12 protein-coding genes are annotated in these 13,807 nt (G+C 67.8%); 5 read left to right on the top strand and 7 right to left on the bottom strand.

The features are described from left to right. Positions 1–40: 40 nt before the first annotated feature. From E0L93_RS12795 to E0L93_RS12780, 4 genes are all read left to right on the top strand, one after another. Positions 41–2,263 carry an Ig-like domain-containing protein gene (locus E0L93_RS12795; RefSeq protein WP_132692473.1) on the top strand — a complete coding sequence of 741 codons (2,223 nt, stop codon included), beginning with the start codon at positions 41–43 and terminating at the stop codon, positions 2,261–2,263. A gap of 485 nt (positions 2,264–2,748) precedes the next feature. Beyond that, positions 2,749–3,954 (top strand): right-handed parallel beta-helix repeat-containing protein, encoded by a 1,206-nt coding sequence (locus E0L93_RS12790; RefSeq protein WP_165874362.1) that lies wholly within the window; start codon positions 2,749–2,751, stop codon positions 3,952–3,954. A gap of 226 nt (positions 3,955–4,180) precedes the next feature. Beyond that, positions 4,181–5,560: an undecaprenyl-phosphate galactose phosphotransferase WbaP gene (wbaP, locus tag E0L93_RS12785; RefSeq protein ID WP_165874361.1), complete on the top strand. Its 1,380-nt coding sequence runs from the start codon at positions 4,181–4,183 to the stop codon at positions 5,558–5,560. An 8-nt stretch (positions 5,561–5,568) separates the two neighbouring features. Continuing rightward, positions 5,569–6,624: a sensor domain-containing diguanylate cyclase gene (locus tag E0L93_RS12780; RefSeq protein ID WP_165874360.1), complete on the top strand. Its 1,056-nt coding sequence runs from the start codon at positions 5,569–5,571 to the stop codon at positions 6,622–6,624. On the opposite strand, the gene E0L93_RS12775 is transcribed toward E0L93_RS12780, so the two are convergent. Both E0L93_RS12775 and E0L93_RS12770 read right to left on the bottom strand, forming a co-directional pair. After that, positions 6,621–7,502 (bottom strand): NAD(P)-dependent oxidoreductase, encoded by an 882-nt coding sequence (locus tag E0L93_RS12775; RefSeq protein ID WP_132692469.1) that lies wholly within the window; start codon positions 7,500–7,502, stop codon positions 6,621–6,623. The two genes, E0L93_RS12780 and E0L93_RS12775, sit on opposite strands and share 4 nt — an antisense overlap. After that, positions 7,502–8,503 (bottom strand): prenyltransferase, encoded by a 1,002-nt coding sequence (locus E0L93_RS12770; RefSeq protein WP_207890485.1) that lies wholly within the window; start codon positions 8,501–8,503, stop codon positions 7,502–7,504. Before E0L93_RS12770 ends, E0L93_RS12775 begins: the two co-directional genes overlap by 1 nt. Before the next feature lie 108 nt (positions 8,504–8,611). Between E0L93_RS12770 and selD the strand changes: the two genes are divergently transcribed. Further along, on the top strand, positions 8,612–9,637 hold the full coding sequence (selD, locus tag E0L93_RS12765; RefSeq protein ID WP_132692468.1) for a selenide, water dikinase SelD: 1,026 nt from the start codon (positions 8,612–8,614) through the stop codon (positions 9,635–9,637). Positions 9,638–9,764: 127 nt separating this feature from the next. Here selD and E0L93_RS12760 read toward each other — a convergent pair whose 3' ends face one another. The 5 genes from E0L93_RS12760 to E0L93_RS12740 all read right to left on the bottom strand — a co-directional run bounded on the left by E0L93_RS12760 (position 9,765) and on the right by E0L93_RS12740 (position 13,494). Next, entirely contained in the window at positions 9,765–10,709 is a 945-nt protein-coding gene (locus E0L93_RS12760; RefSeq protein ID WP_132692467.1) for a S1C family serine protease, read from the bottom strand. An 81-nt stretch (positions 10,710–10,790) separates the two neighbouring features. Further along, a complete protein-coding gene (locus E0L93_RS12755) occupies positions 10,791–11,390 on the bottom strand; it encodes a response regulator transcription factor (RefSeq protein WP_243638229.1) in 600 nt (199 codons plus the stop codon). A gap of 2 nt (positions 11,391–11,392) precedes the next feature. Continuing rightward, positions 11,393–12,271 carry a S1C family serine protease gene (locus tag E0L93_RS12750; protein WP_165874359.1) on the bottom strand — a complete coding sequence of 293 codons (879 nt, stop codon included), beginning with the start codon at positions 12,269–12,271 and terminating at the stop codon, positions 11,393–11,395. A 214-nt stretch (positions 12,272–12,485) separates the two neighbouring features. After that, the gene (locus E0L93_RS12745; RefSeq protein ID WP_132692465.1) at positions 12,486–12,722 is read right to left on the bottom strand and encodes a hypothetical protein; all 237 of its coding nucleotides are present in this window, start codon (positions 12,720–12,722) and stop codon (positions 12,486–12,488) included. A gap of 136 nt (positions 12,723–12,858) precedes the next feature. Next, positions 12,859–13,494, bottom strand: a complete 636-nt coding sequence (locus E0L93_RS12740; RefSeq protein WP_243638228.1) for an alpha/beta hydrolase — start codon at positions 13,492–13,494, stop codon at positions 12,859–12,861. Between the last annotated feature and the right edge of the window lie 313 nt (positions 13,495–13,807).

The raw sequence follows: 13,807 nt of genomic DNA, 5'->3' as shown, positions 1-13,807 counted from the left end.
CGGAGGCTAAGGTCTCCCTGAAGCTACCGAAAGGTTTTCGATGAGCGGAATTTATAAGGCGCGGATACTCCGCCACACTCTGGAGCACAACCTCACCACCTTCCTGCGGATTACGGCGTTTCTGGCAATAGCAGCGGCAGCACTCCTTGCTCTGGCATCTCCGGCCGCGGCTCAGGTGAGCGACGTGCCGGACAAGACGCCCCAGACCAACGGCATAGTCTGGGCCGTGCTGCCGCTCGGGAACCGCATCTACATAGGCGGCGAATTCACAGCCGTAGACGGCGTCCCCCGCAACAACCTCGCCGCCATAGACCGCACGACCGGCGCCCTTACCTCCTGGAACCCCGGAGCGAACAGGCGGGTTGCGGCTCTGGCCGCCTCTCCGGACGGCAGCCGCATCTACGCCGGAGGGGACTTCACCGAGATCGGAGGGATCACCCGCAACCGCCTGGCCGCCCTCGACCCGCTCACCGGAGCGGTTCACACGCAGTGGCGGTCGGGAACCGGTTCCACCGTACGTGCCATCGCCGTTTCGGGCAACGGCGTCTACATCGGGGGCAACTTCCAGCGAGTTCAAGGACAAGAGCGCCTGCGGCTGGCGCTGCTCGACGGTACCACGGGTGAGCTGGACCCCGACTGGAGACCTGCCGCCAACAACCAGGTGTGGACCATGCAGTTCTCTCCGGACGGGAGTCGTCTCTACGTGGGAGGCACCTTCACCTCCATCTCCGGGCAGACGAGGAGCCGGCTCGCGGCGTTGAACCCTCTCACCGGCGCCGTGGACCCCTGGCGCACCGCCGTCAACACAAACGGCCGTGTTATGGAGCTCTGGGTGACGACTTCGCGCGTCTGCACCGCCGAGGGCGGGCCCGGAGGGGAAGCGCGGGCCTACGACACTACGACCGGCAACCGTGTCTGGAGGCTCAGGGGCGACGGCGACGCCCAGGCCATCACCGTCCTGGACGGCATAACCTACATCGGCGGGCACTACATCAATCTGGCCGGTCAGCCCCGCCGCTTCTTCGCCGCCGCCGACGCCTCGACGGGGGCGTTGAACCAGAACTGGGCCCCCAGCGGGGGCGGGGGTACACTCACGGACGCCTACGCCACCGGCGTCTGGACGCTGAAGCCGGACAGCTCGTTCACGAGAATCTACGCGGGGACCAACTTCCGCACGGTAAACGGACAGCCGCAGGCCGGGTTCGTCCAGTTCTCCGACCGCAACATCACCGTAGAGGACATCGACTCCACGCCCCCCCGGGTCGACAGCACATCCCCCGTCGCCGGAGAGCAGAATGTGCGGCTCGACACCAGAGTAGAAGCCGACTTCACGGAGGCGCTAGACGCAGACACCCTCAACGAAAACACCTTTATCCTCACGCGGGAGGGTGACTCAGCCCCGATCGCTTCTACCGTCAGCTACGATCCGACCGCCAACAGGGCTACCCTGACCCCGAACTCGAATCTCGAGGCGGGCAGGACCTATACGGCCAGGCTTACGACCGGCGTCAAGGACATCGCGGGCAACTCGCTGGCTGCGGATACGACGTGGTCCTTTACGACCACTCCGTGGACCGATACCGCGGCACCTACCATCGACCAGCTACCCGAAGGAAGTTTCGTGCCGAACTCCCAGCTGGCAACTTCCGGTATCCCCGTGGACATAACCTGGGCAGGCACCGACGACGACAGCGGAATATCCGGCTACGAGCTGCAGCGCAGCATCAACGGCGGAGCCTATACCAACGTAAGACTTTCGTCTTCCACGGCAACCAGCAAGAGACTTCGGCTCTCCCCCGGCAACGACTACCAGTTCCGGGTGAGGGCCACCGATGCGGCGGGCAACCAGAGCGAGTGGGTCGCCGGCCCCCGCTTTACCGTCGATGGGCATCAGGAGACTAGCCCTGCCATCGCTTACGCCGGCACCTGGACCCAGCAGAGCTTGAGCACCGCCTACGGTGGCACGCTCAGATATGCTGAAGGTGCAGCAGGAGAGCGCGCCGCCTTCACCTTCACGGGCAGCGAGGTGGCCTGGATCGCGCCCAAGGGACCGGATCGTGGCCGGGCCGAGGTATACATCGACGGTGTGAGGGTAGGCACCGTCGATCTGTACAGAAACTCCGACACCAGACCCCAGATGGCAGTCTTCACAGCGGCGGTCGAACCGGGTGTTCACACCCTGGAGATCCGGGTTTTAGGCACCAAGAGGTCAGCCTCCGGCGGCACCCGGGTAGATGTGGACGCCTTCTTCGTCCTGCGCTAGGGCTTGGCGGGCTACTGTGGCGGCGCACTTTTGATACGCCGCCACAGTAATTTCCAGTCTCCGGAGCGGGCACCGGAGAAGACGGCCGACCGGCCAAGCAGGTGGCCATCCCGATGAAGTTTCTTCAGAGATTCCTGAGCATTTCGGTCGTCTGCTCCCTTCTGGCAGCGGGCTGCCAGGAAGGCTCCCCAACACCTGAAGAGAAACCCTCCAAGAGGATCTCTTTATCCGGGCAAACTTCCGCGGGAGAAACCTGCACCGAATCTCTGCAGGCCAGAATAGATGCTGCTGCGCCGGGAGACACCGTGCAGGCCAAACCCTGCATCTACCGCGAGCAGGTAGTTATCGATAAGCCGCTTACGCTCCGGGGCCGGCCGGGCTCCGAGATACGAGGTTCCGAAGTGTGGATCGATTGGGAAGAACGCAGCAATCTCTGGCGAAGCGAAGAGAGGCTTCCCGAGTTTCCGCAGACGGCCGTTGAGTGTATGCCGGGCACCGACCGCTGCCTGTGGCCGGAACAGGTATTCTTCGATGGCGAGCCGCTGCTCCAGGTAGCGCATAACCCAGGACCCGAAGAGTTCGCCGTGGATGACGACCGGAGGGTCGTTCTCGGCCAGGACCCAGGTGGGCATCTCGTAGAAGTCACCGTGCGCCGGCATTGGGTTCTGGGCGCGGCGGAGGGCGTAACCATCACCGGATTTACGATGCGGCACGCGGCCAACGAGGGCAGGAGCGGAGCCATCATGAACCGCATGAAGCGGCTGGATGGCGGGTATGCCAACTGGACTGTGCAGAACAACCGGCTCTCGGACGCGCATGGGGGCGTGATCAGCCTCAGCAACGCCCCGGGGCTCAGGATACTGAACAACGAGATCTACCGGGGTGGACAACTCGGCATCAAGAGCACGGGGTGCGGGCAAATAGTTCGGGGCAACAGGATCCACCACAACAACACGGAAGATTTTAACTGGCGGTGGGAGGCCGGTGGGCTGAAGACCTCCCACGCCGAAGGAGTGCGGGTAGACTCCAACGAGTTCTACGCGAACCGGGGCAACGCTATCTGGTTTGACATAGACAGCTCCAATAACACCATCTCCAACAACCGCATTCACCACAACTCCCGCCGCGGCATCCATTACGAGATATCTGAGTACGGCAAGATTTTTGACAACGTGCTGTGGGAGAACGGGTGGGGGACTCCCGAACGGGGGCTCGGCGCCGCCATATCCCTGGGAAACTCGAGGAACACGGAGATCCACGGCAACGTAATGGCCTGGAACGCCGGCGGCATCTCGGTGATCGGCATAGACCGTGAAGGAACCTACTGGGACAGCGTCCACGGCATCCACGTCCACGACAACGTCATCCTGGCCGAAGACTACCCGGAGGATCCGGTCGAACACTTCGCCCTGGCCTGGCTTCAAGGGTGGTCCACCCAAATGTTCGACCCGGCAAACGACAACCGGGGCGAGAACAACGCCTACTGGTATCCCACCCCCGAAGGGGATGCGACTCGTTACGAGTGGGCAAAGACCGCCTACAGCAGACTGGCGGACTTCAATGCCACTCCGGGAGAAGAGAACGGGCGCTACCTCACACGAGACGAAAAGGACGCGCTGGTAGCCGAAAAGGGAATACCAGCCGCTCCCGAACGGCACGGAGCACGTAGATGGAGCGGGCAGTTCCGTTAACCCCGCGTTAAATGTGCCACCTAGCCGATGTGCGCGGCCGCTGGCATCTCTAAGCTTCCTCATACAGAGGCAAAAGAGAGTTCGCGAGGCGGGCAGGGATAGAATGGGTCTTCGGAGCATCGCCAGTACCAGAACCGAACACGCCGCCGGCAGCCTCCCGGGAACCAGTTTCTACCCGGTAACACCATTCTCCGGACGCCGGGTGGAAGTCTGGAGGCAGCGGCTGGTGAGTTTCTTGCTGATCTCTTCAGACGTCTTGCTTGCGCTCCTCGTCTGTGAGGCGGCATTCGCGCTACAGGGCATCTGGGGCCGCGGGCAGCTCTCGGAAGCCACGATCGCCGGTATAGTGCCCGGTATTGCGGCCTGGGTCGCGATCCGGGCGCTGATGGGCCTCTACCCGGGCTACGGCCTGGACCAGGTAGAAGAGCTGCGCCGCCAGACCTACGCCCTGCTGGCGACCCTGGCTACGACCGCGGTCTTCGCCATCGTCGCGCAGGTGGGGTACCTGATCTCCCGTCTGTCGCTCTTCCTGGGGTTCTTGGGCCTCCTGATTCTAGCGCCTCCGACCCGTTGCCTCGTCAAATGGCTGCTTATGAAGTCCGGACTGTGGGGCAAGCCGGTCGTGATCTTCGGTTCCGGAGAGTTCGGGGGGCGGGTGGCGGCCTTACTGACCGGCGAATGGACGCTGGGGTACAGACCGGTCGCCGTCTTCGAGAGCTCTCCGGCAAGGGGCAACAGGTACGAGGAGATACCCGACGAGAAGAGCCTGGATGAAGCCATGCTCCTGGTCCGGCACCGGGGAGTGGACACGGTCATCCTCGCCATGCCCCATACCCGCCGCCGGTCTCTGGCCAGGCTGGTCGGCTGGGCGAGCCGCGGCTTCCGGCACGTTACGGTAATCCCCAATTTGGAGGGGATCACCAACTCGGTGGTGGTGGCCCGCAACTTCGCCGGGATCTTCGGGGTGGAGATCCGGCACAACCTCCTGAACCCCTCGGTCCTGCGCGTAAAGCGGGCGATGGACCTGGCAGCCACCTTATTCGGGGGCATCCTGGTCCTCCCGCTCATACTGGTTCTGGCCCTGCTCGTGTGGCTGGAGTCGGGGCGGCCGGTCTTCTACAGCGCCGAGCGCATCGGTCGGAACGGCAAGCTCTTCTCATGCGTCAAGTTCCGCACCATGGTGCCCGACGCAGAGGCGGCACTCCAGAGGATTCTCGAATCGGACCCGGAGCGGAGGGCTGAGTACTCGAAATACCACAAGCTGCGCAACGACCCCCGGGTAACCCGCATCGGCCGCTTCCTGCGCGCCACCAGCCTGGACGAGCTCCCGCAGATCTGGAACGTACTGCGCGGGGAGATGAGCTTGGTCGGTCCCCGCCCCTACCTGCCCCGGGAGTCGGAGGACATCGGTGTTATGCAGAGCGAGATATTGCGGGTCTACCCAGGGATGACCGGCCCCTGGCAGGTAGGCGGCCGCAGCGACACCTCCTTCAGCGAGCGGGTAGATATAGACGCCTATTACGTGCGCAACTGGTCCATCTGGCTGGACCTGGTGCTCCTGGCCCGCACCGGCCGGGTCCTGCTCTCCGGCCGGGGGGCTTGCTGAGGGCCGCGGTGAGCCCTCCGGGCAGCGGTCTTGCGCGGCTCGCGGGCTCCCGCAGGCTGCGCGCCCTGCTGCTCCTGGGCCCCGCGCTCCTCGCTCCGGCGCTGAGGCACCTGGCCCGGCTAACCGTCCAGCGGGATACGGCCGCCCTCTGCCGGGCTCTGGTGGAGAGCTCGCCGGATATACTGATCGTCCTGAACCCCGATTCCACCGTGCACTACGTCAGTCCGGCCGTCGAGAGAACGCTGGGCTACGGGCCCGGAGACCTCACCGGGACCGGATTCTTCGAGCGCGTGGAGCGGGAGAGTTACACCACGCCGCCGGGCGCTCCCGGCACGTCCTCACGGGTACTCCCGATACGACACGCCGACGGTTCATTCCGCTACTTCGAGGCCGTCGCCGCGCCCCTGCCGGGCGGCAGCAGAGCTTACTACCTCCGGGACGTAACCGGCCGGCGGTCGTTCGAGGAAGACCTCGCCCGCCAGGCCTCCCACGATCCCCTCACGGGCCTCGCCAACCGGACGCTGTTCATGGAACGTCTCGGGCAAGCTCTGTCTCGCACCCGCCGGGGAGCGCGGCTTGTAGCGGTGCTCTTCATCGACCTGGACGACTTCAAGGCCATCAACGACACCTTGGGGCACGCGGTCGGAGATCAGGTCCTCGTCACGGCGGCCCGCCGCCTGCGGGGCCGCATGAGAACCATGAACACGATCGCCCGGCTCGGCGGCGACGAGTTCACCATCCTCATCGAGGACGTCGCAGCCCCGGAAGGGGCCGTCAGGGTGGCAGAACGGGTTCTGGAAGCATTCCGCTCTCCGATCACGCTCGGAGAGCGCACGCTACATCTGACAGCCAGCGTGGGAGTGGCCGCGGGCGAGCCGGGCCGGCACCGGCCCGGGGATCTGATGCGCGCCGCCGACGCGGCGATGTACCGGGCCAAGGCGGCCGGGAAGGCCGGCTACAGAGTATACGAGGGCGACCCCGGCGCGGCCCGCACGGGGTGTCCGCAGGACACCGGCCCCAACCCTCCGGGCCGGAAGGCCACAGCAAGATCGGATCCCCTCTAGGGTCTCTCGTTCCCGCGCTCCGAGAGATCCTCAAGCAGGGTCAGCAGCGCCGAGTGATCCCATCCCGCACGCCCCTTCGCCGCCAGCGCACAGAACAGCTGCTGCACGAGCGCCGCACCCGGCAGCACGGCCCCGTGCTCCCGCGCAGCCTCCAGAGCGATCCCGAGATCCTTGCGGTGGAACTCCACCTTGCCGCCGGGCTCGAAGGAGCGGCCGAGGAGCTTCTCGCGCTTGACCTCCAGGACCTTGTTCGAGGCAAGCCCTCCTTCCAGCACCTCGAAGATCTTCTCCGGCCCGACGCCACCCCTCGTGCCGAGCACCAGCGCCTCGGAGACGGCCTGGATCACCAGCGCGACCACCACCTGGTTTGCGGCCTTCGTAATCTGTCCGGCTCCCGCCGGTCCGGCGTGCACGATCGTCTCCCCCAGTACCTCGAAGAGCGGCCGGGCGCGCCGGAAATCCTCCTCTTCCCCGCCGACCATGATGGAGAGCCTCCCCTCTACGGCCCCCACGTCTCCACCACTCACCGGAGCGTCCAGCAGACCCACTCCCCGCTCGCGGCCCGCTTCCCACAGCTTTCGGGCCAGTTCGGGAGAGCTGGTGCTCATGTCTATAAGGAGGGTGCCGGGGCGGGCGTTCTCCATCGCCTCGGTCGCCACCGCCTCCACCTCCGGCGGGCCGGGGAGCATGGTGATGATGGCGTCGCAGCGCCCGGCGGTCTCTGCGGGGCTCGAAGCTATCGCGGCCCCGGTCTCTCCGGCGAGCTTCTCGGCCTTGCGGGGCGAGCGGTTGTGCACGGTGAGCCGGTAGCCGGCCTCTGCGAGGTTCCTCGCCATGGGAGCGCCCATGATCCCGAGCCCGATGAAGCCGACGCGCATCAGAGGACACCGCGCAGCAGCGCTTCGAGGATGAGGCCGCAGAGGAAGAGGACCCCGAAGCGGCGGTTGTGCACGAAGGCGAAGTTCACGAACCACAGCGGCCAGAGCGCGGCGAGCCGGGGATCTTGCGGGACCTCCTCCGGCCTGGGCTTCAGGTAGACCTTGAGCACGTCGCGGAACATGGGCAGGGCGAGCAGCACCAGGAGCATCACCGGCGTGAAGAAGCCGGTCAGGACGAGGTAGAGGACGAATGCGTACTGGAGCGCCATCATCGAGATCGCCGCGCCGCGCGAGAGGCGCTCACCGAGCAGGACGGGGAGGGTGTAGATGCCCTTCTCCCGGTCGGCGGGGATCTTGTCTATGTGCTTGCCGAAGATCACGGTCGTCACCCCGAGCGCATACGGCAGACTGGCCAGGACCACGTTCCAGCTCCATGCGCCGGCGATCACGTAGTAGCCGCCCCCGACCATGAGCGGGCCCCAGACCACGAGCACCGCCGGCTCGCCGAGGCCGACGTACTCGAGCGGGAAGGTGTAGAAGAGCACGAAGAACGCGCCCAGAGCCAGAAGCAGCAGCGTCGGCCAGCCGGTCGCCCAGACGAGATAGATCCCGGCCGCCAGCGCTGCGAGACCGGTGATAGCAGCGTAGACGAGCATCTCGCGCATCGTCAGCAGACCGTGCTCTATGGGCTGCGGGCCGTACCGGGAACGGAAGTAGTTGCCCCGGTCCACGCCCCGGAGCGAGTCGGTCACGTCGTTCAGGAGGTTGTTGGTGGCGTGGGCCATGACGAGCCCCAACGTCACCAGCAGCCACAGCCGGAGGTCGAACAGCCCGGCGGCGAAGGCCAGAATGCCCGCGATGGCCGCCGAGATGAAGGTCATAACCAGCACCGCGGAGCGGCTCGCGATCAGCCAGCGGGAGATCACGTCCAGCCGGTCCCACTCGGCCTTGCTCACGCGCGGGATGGTCCGCAGCGCCTGCGCCCACATCGCGAAGTTCACTTCTCGTTCTCCTCTCGGGTTACGGACGGCAACCCGGATTATAGGGGGAGGCGGCCCGGGAGTCCGTCTTCGCGTTCACCTCCCGGCGGCCTGGAGTATACTCGGGTTATGGACGAGCGGGCACGCATCCGGCTCACGAAATACTCCACGAAGGCGGGTTGAGCGTCCAAGTTCGCTCCGGGGGACCTGGAGCAGGTACTTGAGGGGCTCGCGGCGGAGGGCCTCGCCGGCGGGATAGAGACCCGGGACGATGCCGGGTACCTCCCGTTCGGCGGCGGTCTGATGCTGCAGTCGGTGGACTTCTTCACCCCCATCGTGGACGACCCATACCGGTTCGGCCAGATCGCAGCCGCCAACGCCCTCTCAGACATCTACGCGATGGCGGGTAAGCCGCTGACGGCGATGAACCTGGTAGCTTTCCCGTGCTCGCTGGACCTCGGGATCCTGCGCGAGATCCTGGCCGGCGGGCGCTCCAAGATAGAGGAGGCAGGAGCGAAGCTGCTCGGCGGCCACTCCGTGCAGGACGAGGAGCCCAAGTACGGCCTCTCGGTCACCGGCTGGGTCGAGGAGGGCAGGCTCGTGCGCAACGCCGGAGCGCGGGCGGGAGACGCGCTGGTGCTCACCAAGCCGCTCGGGCTCGGGATCCTCACCACCGCCCTCAAGCGCGACCTGCTCTCCGGGGCGGAGATAGAGGAGGCTGTAGAGGCGGCGGCGCATCTGAACCGGCGGTCGGCGGAGGCCATGTCGGAGACCGGGGTCTCGGCGGCGACCGACGTGACGGGCTACGGCCTTCTGGGCCACCTCGCGGAGATGCTGCGGGCTAGCGGGGCCGGGGCCGCCGTCCGGCGCGGCAGCGTCCCGGTCTGGGAGCGGGCAGACGAGCTGGCCGCCGGAGGCTGCTACCCCGGCGGGCTGAAGAGCAACCGGGAGTACCTGAACGACTACGTCCTGGCGGACGGGGTGAGCCCGGAGGAGCTGCTGCCGCTCTACGACCCGCAGACGAGCGGGGGGCTCCTGATCTCGGTCCCGGAAGAGAGGCGTAACGCCCTCGTCCGGGCGCTGGAGAGCCGGGGCGAGCTCGCCGCGGTCATCGGCTGGGTGACCGCCGAGCCCGGCATCCGGGTTATCCCCTAGAAGGACCCGCTGCTCCTCCACGCTCGCCCCGGCGCCGTCCCGGGCAGGTGCCGGCCGGACCCCCCAGATGCGAGGTGCAGACCCGCAGCATCCCCAGCCCGGGCGTCATCTCCGAGACGGTGTTCGCTCACTCCTGGGGCAGCTCCTGCGGGCGCACGCTCAGGGTGAGCTCGCGGCCGCCGCGCAGCACGCGCAGCCCGGCGTCGCGCCCGACGGCGGCGGCGTCCAGCAGGCTGAGCAGATCGTCGGAGCTGCGCACCTCTTTGCCATTGAAGCCAACTATCACGTCTCCGGGCCTCACCCCGGCTACGTCCGCCGGGCCGTTCGGAGCAACGTTCTCGACCCCCGCGCCGCCGCCGGGCCGGGTCTGCACCATCACGCCCAGGTATGCCCGCCGGACGCGCCCCTCGGTGACGAGGGAGAAGATCACGCGCCGGAACGCCGCCGAGACCGGGACCGCGAACCCGATCCCCTGCGCCCCGCCGATCATGGCCGTGTTGATGCCGACGACCCGGCCGGTGGCATCGGCCAGCGGCCCGCCGGAGTTGCCGGGGTTGATGGCAGCGTCCGTCTGGATGACGTTCTCTATGGTCCGGCCGCCCCGCGGCCCTCTCAGGGACCGCCCCAGCGCGCTCACCACGCCCGCGGTGACGCTCTGCTGGAAGCCCAGCGGCGCCCCGATGGCGACCACGAGCTGCCCGACCTTGAGCCCGGACGCCTCCCCGAGCGGCGCGACCGGCACCTCGCCCTCCGCCTCAAAGCGCACCACGGCCAGATCGCTCGGCGGATCGTCGCCCAGCACCTCGGCGCTCGCGCTCCGGCCGTCAGAGAGCGCAACCTCCAGGCTCCCGCCACCCCGCTGGCGCAGGCCCCGGACCACGTGGCTGTTGGTTACGACCGTGCCGTCGGATCCGATAATGACCCCGCTCCCGCCGGCCCGCCGCCTCCGGCCGCTCACGGCCACTACGGCCGGACCGAGCTTCCCGGCCACCCCGGAGATGACCCGCGAGTAGGCGTCCAGCGGCTCCTCCGGAAGCCGGGAGCTGGCAGACAGGTTTTCGAACACTTCCATGATCACCTTTTTACCACCGGAGAGCGAAGATCTCTCAGTCTCGACACCGTTCATCTTCCACCTCTTACCAATCACCCAGACCTACAGCGAGACCAGCCCGTAGCGCGCGCCCCGGCTCACGGCCTCGGTGCGGCTCCGGGCTCCCAGCTTGGCGTAGATAGAGGACACGTGAAACTTCACCGTGTGCTCGCTCAGGTGCAGCTCCTCCGCTATGGCCCGGTTGGAGAGCCCCCGGCTCAACAGGTCCAGCACCTCCAGCTCCCGGGCGGTCAGCGGCTCGTCCAGCTCCTCGGCCGCTACCGACCGGGAATCTGCAACCACACCGGCCAGCTCCCGCGAGACCGCCACCAGCCCCCGCGCCGCCGCGGCCACCGCCGCCCGCAGCTCCTCCGCGGGAGCGTCCGGGGAGACGAGGGCCCAGCCGCCGGAGGACAGCTCCTGCAGCACCGCTGCCGCCGATCCGTCGTCGGAGAGGAGCGCCGGAGCGACCTCCTCCGGTATCTCCGGCTCCTCCGGCAGCTCTCCGGCCAGCAGCACCACATCCGCCTCCGGCAGTCCGGCCAACTCCGCCGACTCGCCGACCACCCGGATCTCTCCTCCCGCCAGCATCGCGCGCAGCCCGGCGCCCAGCGCGGGGGTCCGCGCCACTATGAACACGCGCGTCGGAGCGGGGGCTTCCAAAGCTAGCCGCGTTCGCCGATCGCCACCCGCACCGTCTGCCGCTCGCCCCCGCGCAAGAGCTCGACGGAGGCCTCGCTCCCGGCCCGGCCGAACATCAGGCCCTGGAGGTCGTCGGTGTCGCGCAGCGGGCTGCCGTCGAAGGTGAGCAGGATGTCCCCGACCACCAGCCCGCTCCGGGCGGCGGGACTGCCTTCCTCTACCCCCACGACGAGCAACCCGCCGCGCTGCCGGAGCTCCGGCAGATACACCGGCTGGCTCAAGATGCCGAGGTACCCGCGCCCGGCCGCCCCCTCGCCCGCCGCCAGCCCGGAGGCCACGCGCCAGGCCACGCCGGCCGGGACGGCGATCGAGACGCCCCGGAACCCGGCCACGACGACGCCGAGCACCGCGCCCGAAGCGTCCACCAGCGGGCCGCCGGAGAGCCCCGGGAAGGGAGCCGTGTCCGCCCCCAGATACCGCTCCAGCCGCCGACCCCGGCCGGTCCGCAACGACTCGCCGGTCGCGCTGATGATCCCGAGCCGCGCCCGCACCCCGTCGGAAGCCGGCCGGCCGATCGCCAGCGCGAGCTGCCCGATCCGGGCGGGCTCCTCCGAGGGCCGGGCCGCCTCCAGCCCGAGCTCCCCGGCCCTCAGCAGGGCGAGGTCCGCCGCAGGGTTCCGGCCGACGACCTCCGCCGGGAGCTTCCGGCCGTCCGGCGTCCCGAGCGTGATGTCCTCCTCGCGCTCCAGCGCGTGGTCCGCCACGAGGACCAGATCCTCGCCGTAGACGATCCCGCTCGCCGCCCGCCGGCGCCGGCTGTCCACCATCACTACCTTCGCGGCCGCGCTCTCTACCGCCGCGGCCAGAGCCTCCGAGAGGCCCATCAGCTCTCTGCTCTCCACAGCCTGCTCCTCTTGCCGTTCCGATATTGCAGAGAATTTACTCCCGCGCGCCGCCCCTGCCATCGGATATTCGACCGGTTTTCGTCCCGGAAGAACGGCCAGGCCGCCGGTTTCAGAGCGGTCGCGGACGGGTGGGGTGGGCCGCTTCCCAACCCGCAGCACGGCCTCGCCGGCAAACCGCCGCGCCACCTCTCCGAACCGGGTTCCCCGGCGGTTACGGACCGCCTCCAAGAGCCGGAGCGACTTCTTCCGAGATCCAGGCCAGCACCTCCCGGTTCACCGGGGCCGCGGAGAGCATCAGCAGATCCACCCCTGCCTCCGCGAAGCAGCGGGCGGCCCCGACCATGGCCTCCGCCGAATCTCCCGGCCTGAAGCGGTGGATGGTGCCGATCTCCAGCTCCCCGGCGTCCCGGCCCAGCTCTTCACCCAAGCGCTCCAGCCGCCCGCGCACCCCGGCGATCCCCTCCGGGTCCAGTCCGACCCCGATCCAGCCACGCCCCGCCGGAGGGCAGGAAGATTCCCAGCCTCATACCCTACCGGCCTCCCGTTTGCCAGGGTCTACGTTCTCGAGCGGGCGCGTCGGTCGTCTATCCCTCCCCGTCCCCACCGATCCTTGCGGAGAGCCACTTGCGGGCGGCCCCGATCTCGGAGATCTCCAGCCCGTGTCCGCCGTCGTGCCAGTTCAGAACGACCTCGGCTCCGGCCCGGCGCAAGATGTTTGCCAGCTGCTCGGCGCTGGCCGGAGGCACGAGGGGGTCACGGCGGCCGGAGGACATGAAGATGGCGGTACCCCGGAGATCGGGTGCCGCTTCGGGCTCCAGCGGCACCATCGCCCGGAAGAGGACCGCACCGCGCAGGAGCCCGGGATGCAGCAGCAACAGACTCGCCGCTATGTTCGCTCCGTTGGAATACCCGACGGCGTACAGCCTCTCCGGATCGAATCCGTACTCGGCGGCAGCGGACCGCACGAAGTCCGCGAGCTCGTGCGTGCGGAACACCAGATCTTCCATGTCGAAGACGCCCTCGGCCAGCCGCCGGAAGTACCGGGGCATCCCGTTCTCCAGCACCTTCCCACGCGGGCTCAGGAGGGCCGCTCCGGGCCCGATCTCGCGGCCGAGCGGGATCAGATCGTCCTCGTTGCCCCCCGTGCCGTGAAGCAGCAGGAGCGTCGCCCCGCTCTCGCCCGGCAGGAAGCGGTGCTCGAAGTCCAGCCTCTCAGTCAAGATCCCTCCTCTCCGGCCGCCCGGCTCTGCGGAAGGCCAGAACATGGCGCGACCCGCTAACCCGGACCTCTCTGCACGGGATTTACCCCCTCAGTGTACCAACCACGCCTCCCTGCGAGCGCAAACCTCCACCCGAGGCTTGAAACGCCGGGGAGGGTGCAATAGGGTGATAGGATCTTCCGGGAAGACGGCGACCCGAGAAAGGATCCTCTTTCCATGCTCGGAGATCATCTCAGGCGGCACACCAACCCGCCGGTGTTTTTGATCAGCGGGGCGGTCATCCTGGCCTTCGTTGTGGCGGGAACGGTCTTCA

The sequence above is a fragment of the Rubrobacter taiwanensis genome (genome assembly GCF_004337705.1).
In the GTDB taxonomy this organism is placed as follows: domain Bacteria; phylum Actinomycetota; class Rubrobacteria; order Rubrobacterales; family Rubrobacteraceae; genus Rubrobacter_C; species Rubrobacter_C taiwanensis.
The sequence above is the reverse complement of the archived record's forward strand: the minus strand, read 5'-3'. Positions and strand labels throughout refer to the sequence as shown.

Coding starts and splice junctions, on each gene's coding strand:
- E0L93_RS12790 (WP_165874362.1), top strand. CDS start 2,749: ATGCCGGGCACCGACCGCTGCCTGTGGCCGGAACAGGTATTCTTCGAT.
- E0L93_RS12775 (WP_132692469.1), bottom strand. CDS start 7,502: ATGCGCGTCGGCTTCATCGGGCTCGGGATCATGGGCGCTCCCATGGCG.
- E0L93_RS12760 (WP_132692467.1), bottom strand. CDS start 10,709: ATGGAAGTGTTCGAAAACCTGTCTGCCAGCTCCCGGCTTCCGGAGGAG.
- E0L93_RS12795 (WP_132692473.1), top strand. CDS start 41: ATGAGCGGAATTTATAAGGCGCGGATACTCCGCCACACTCTGGAGCAC.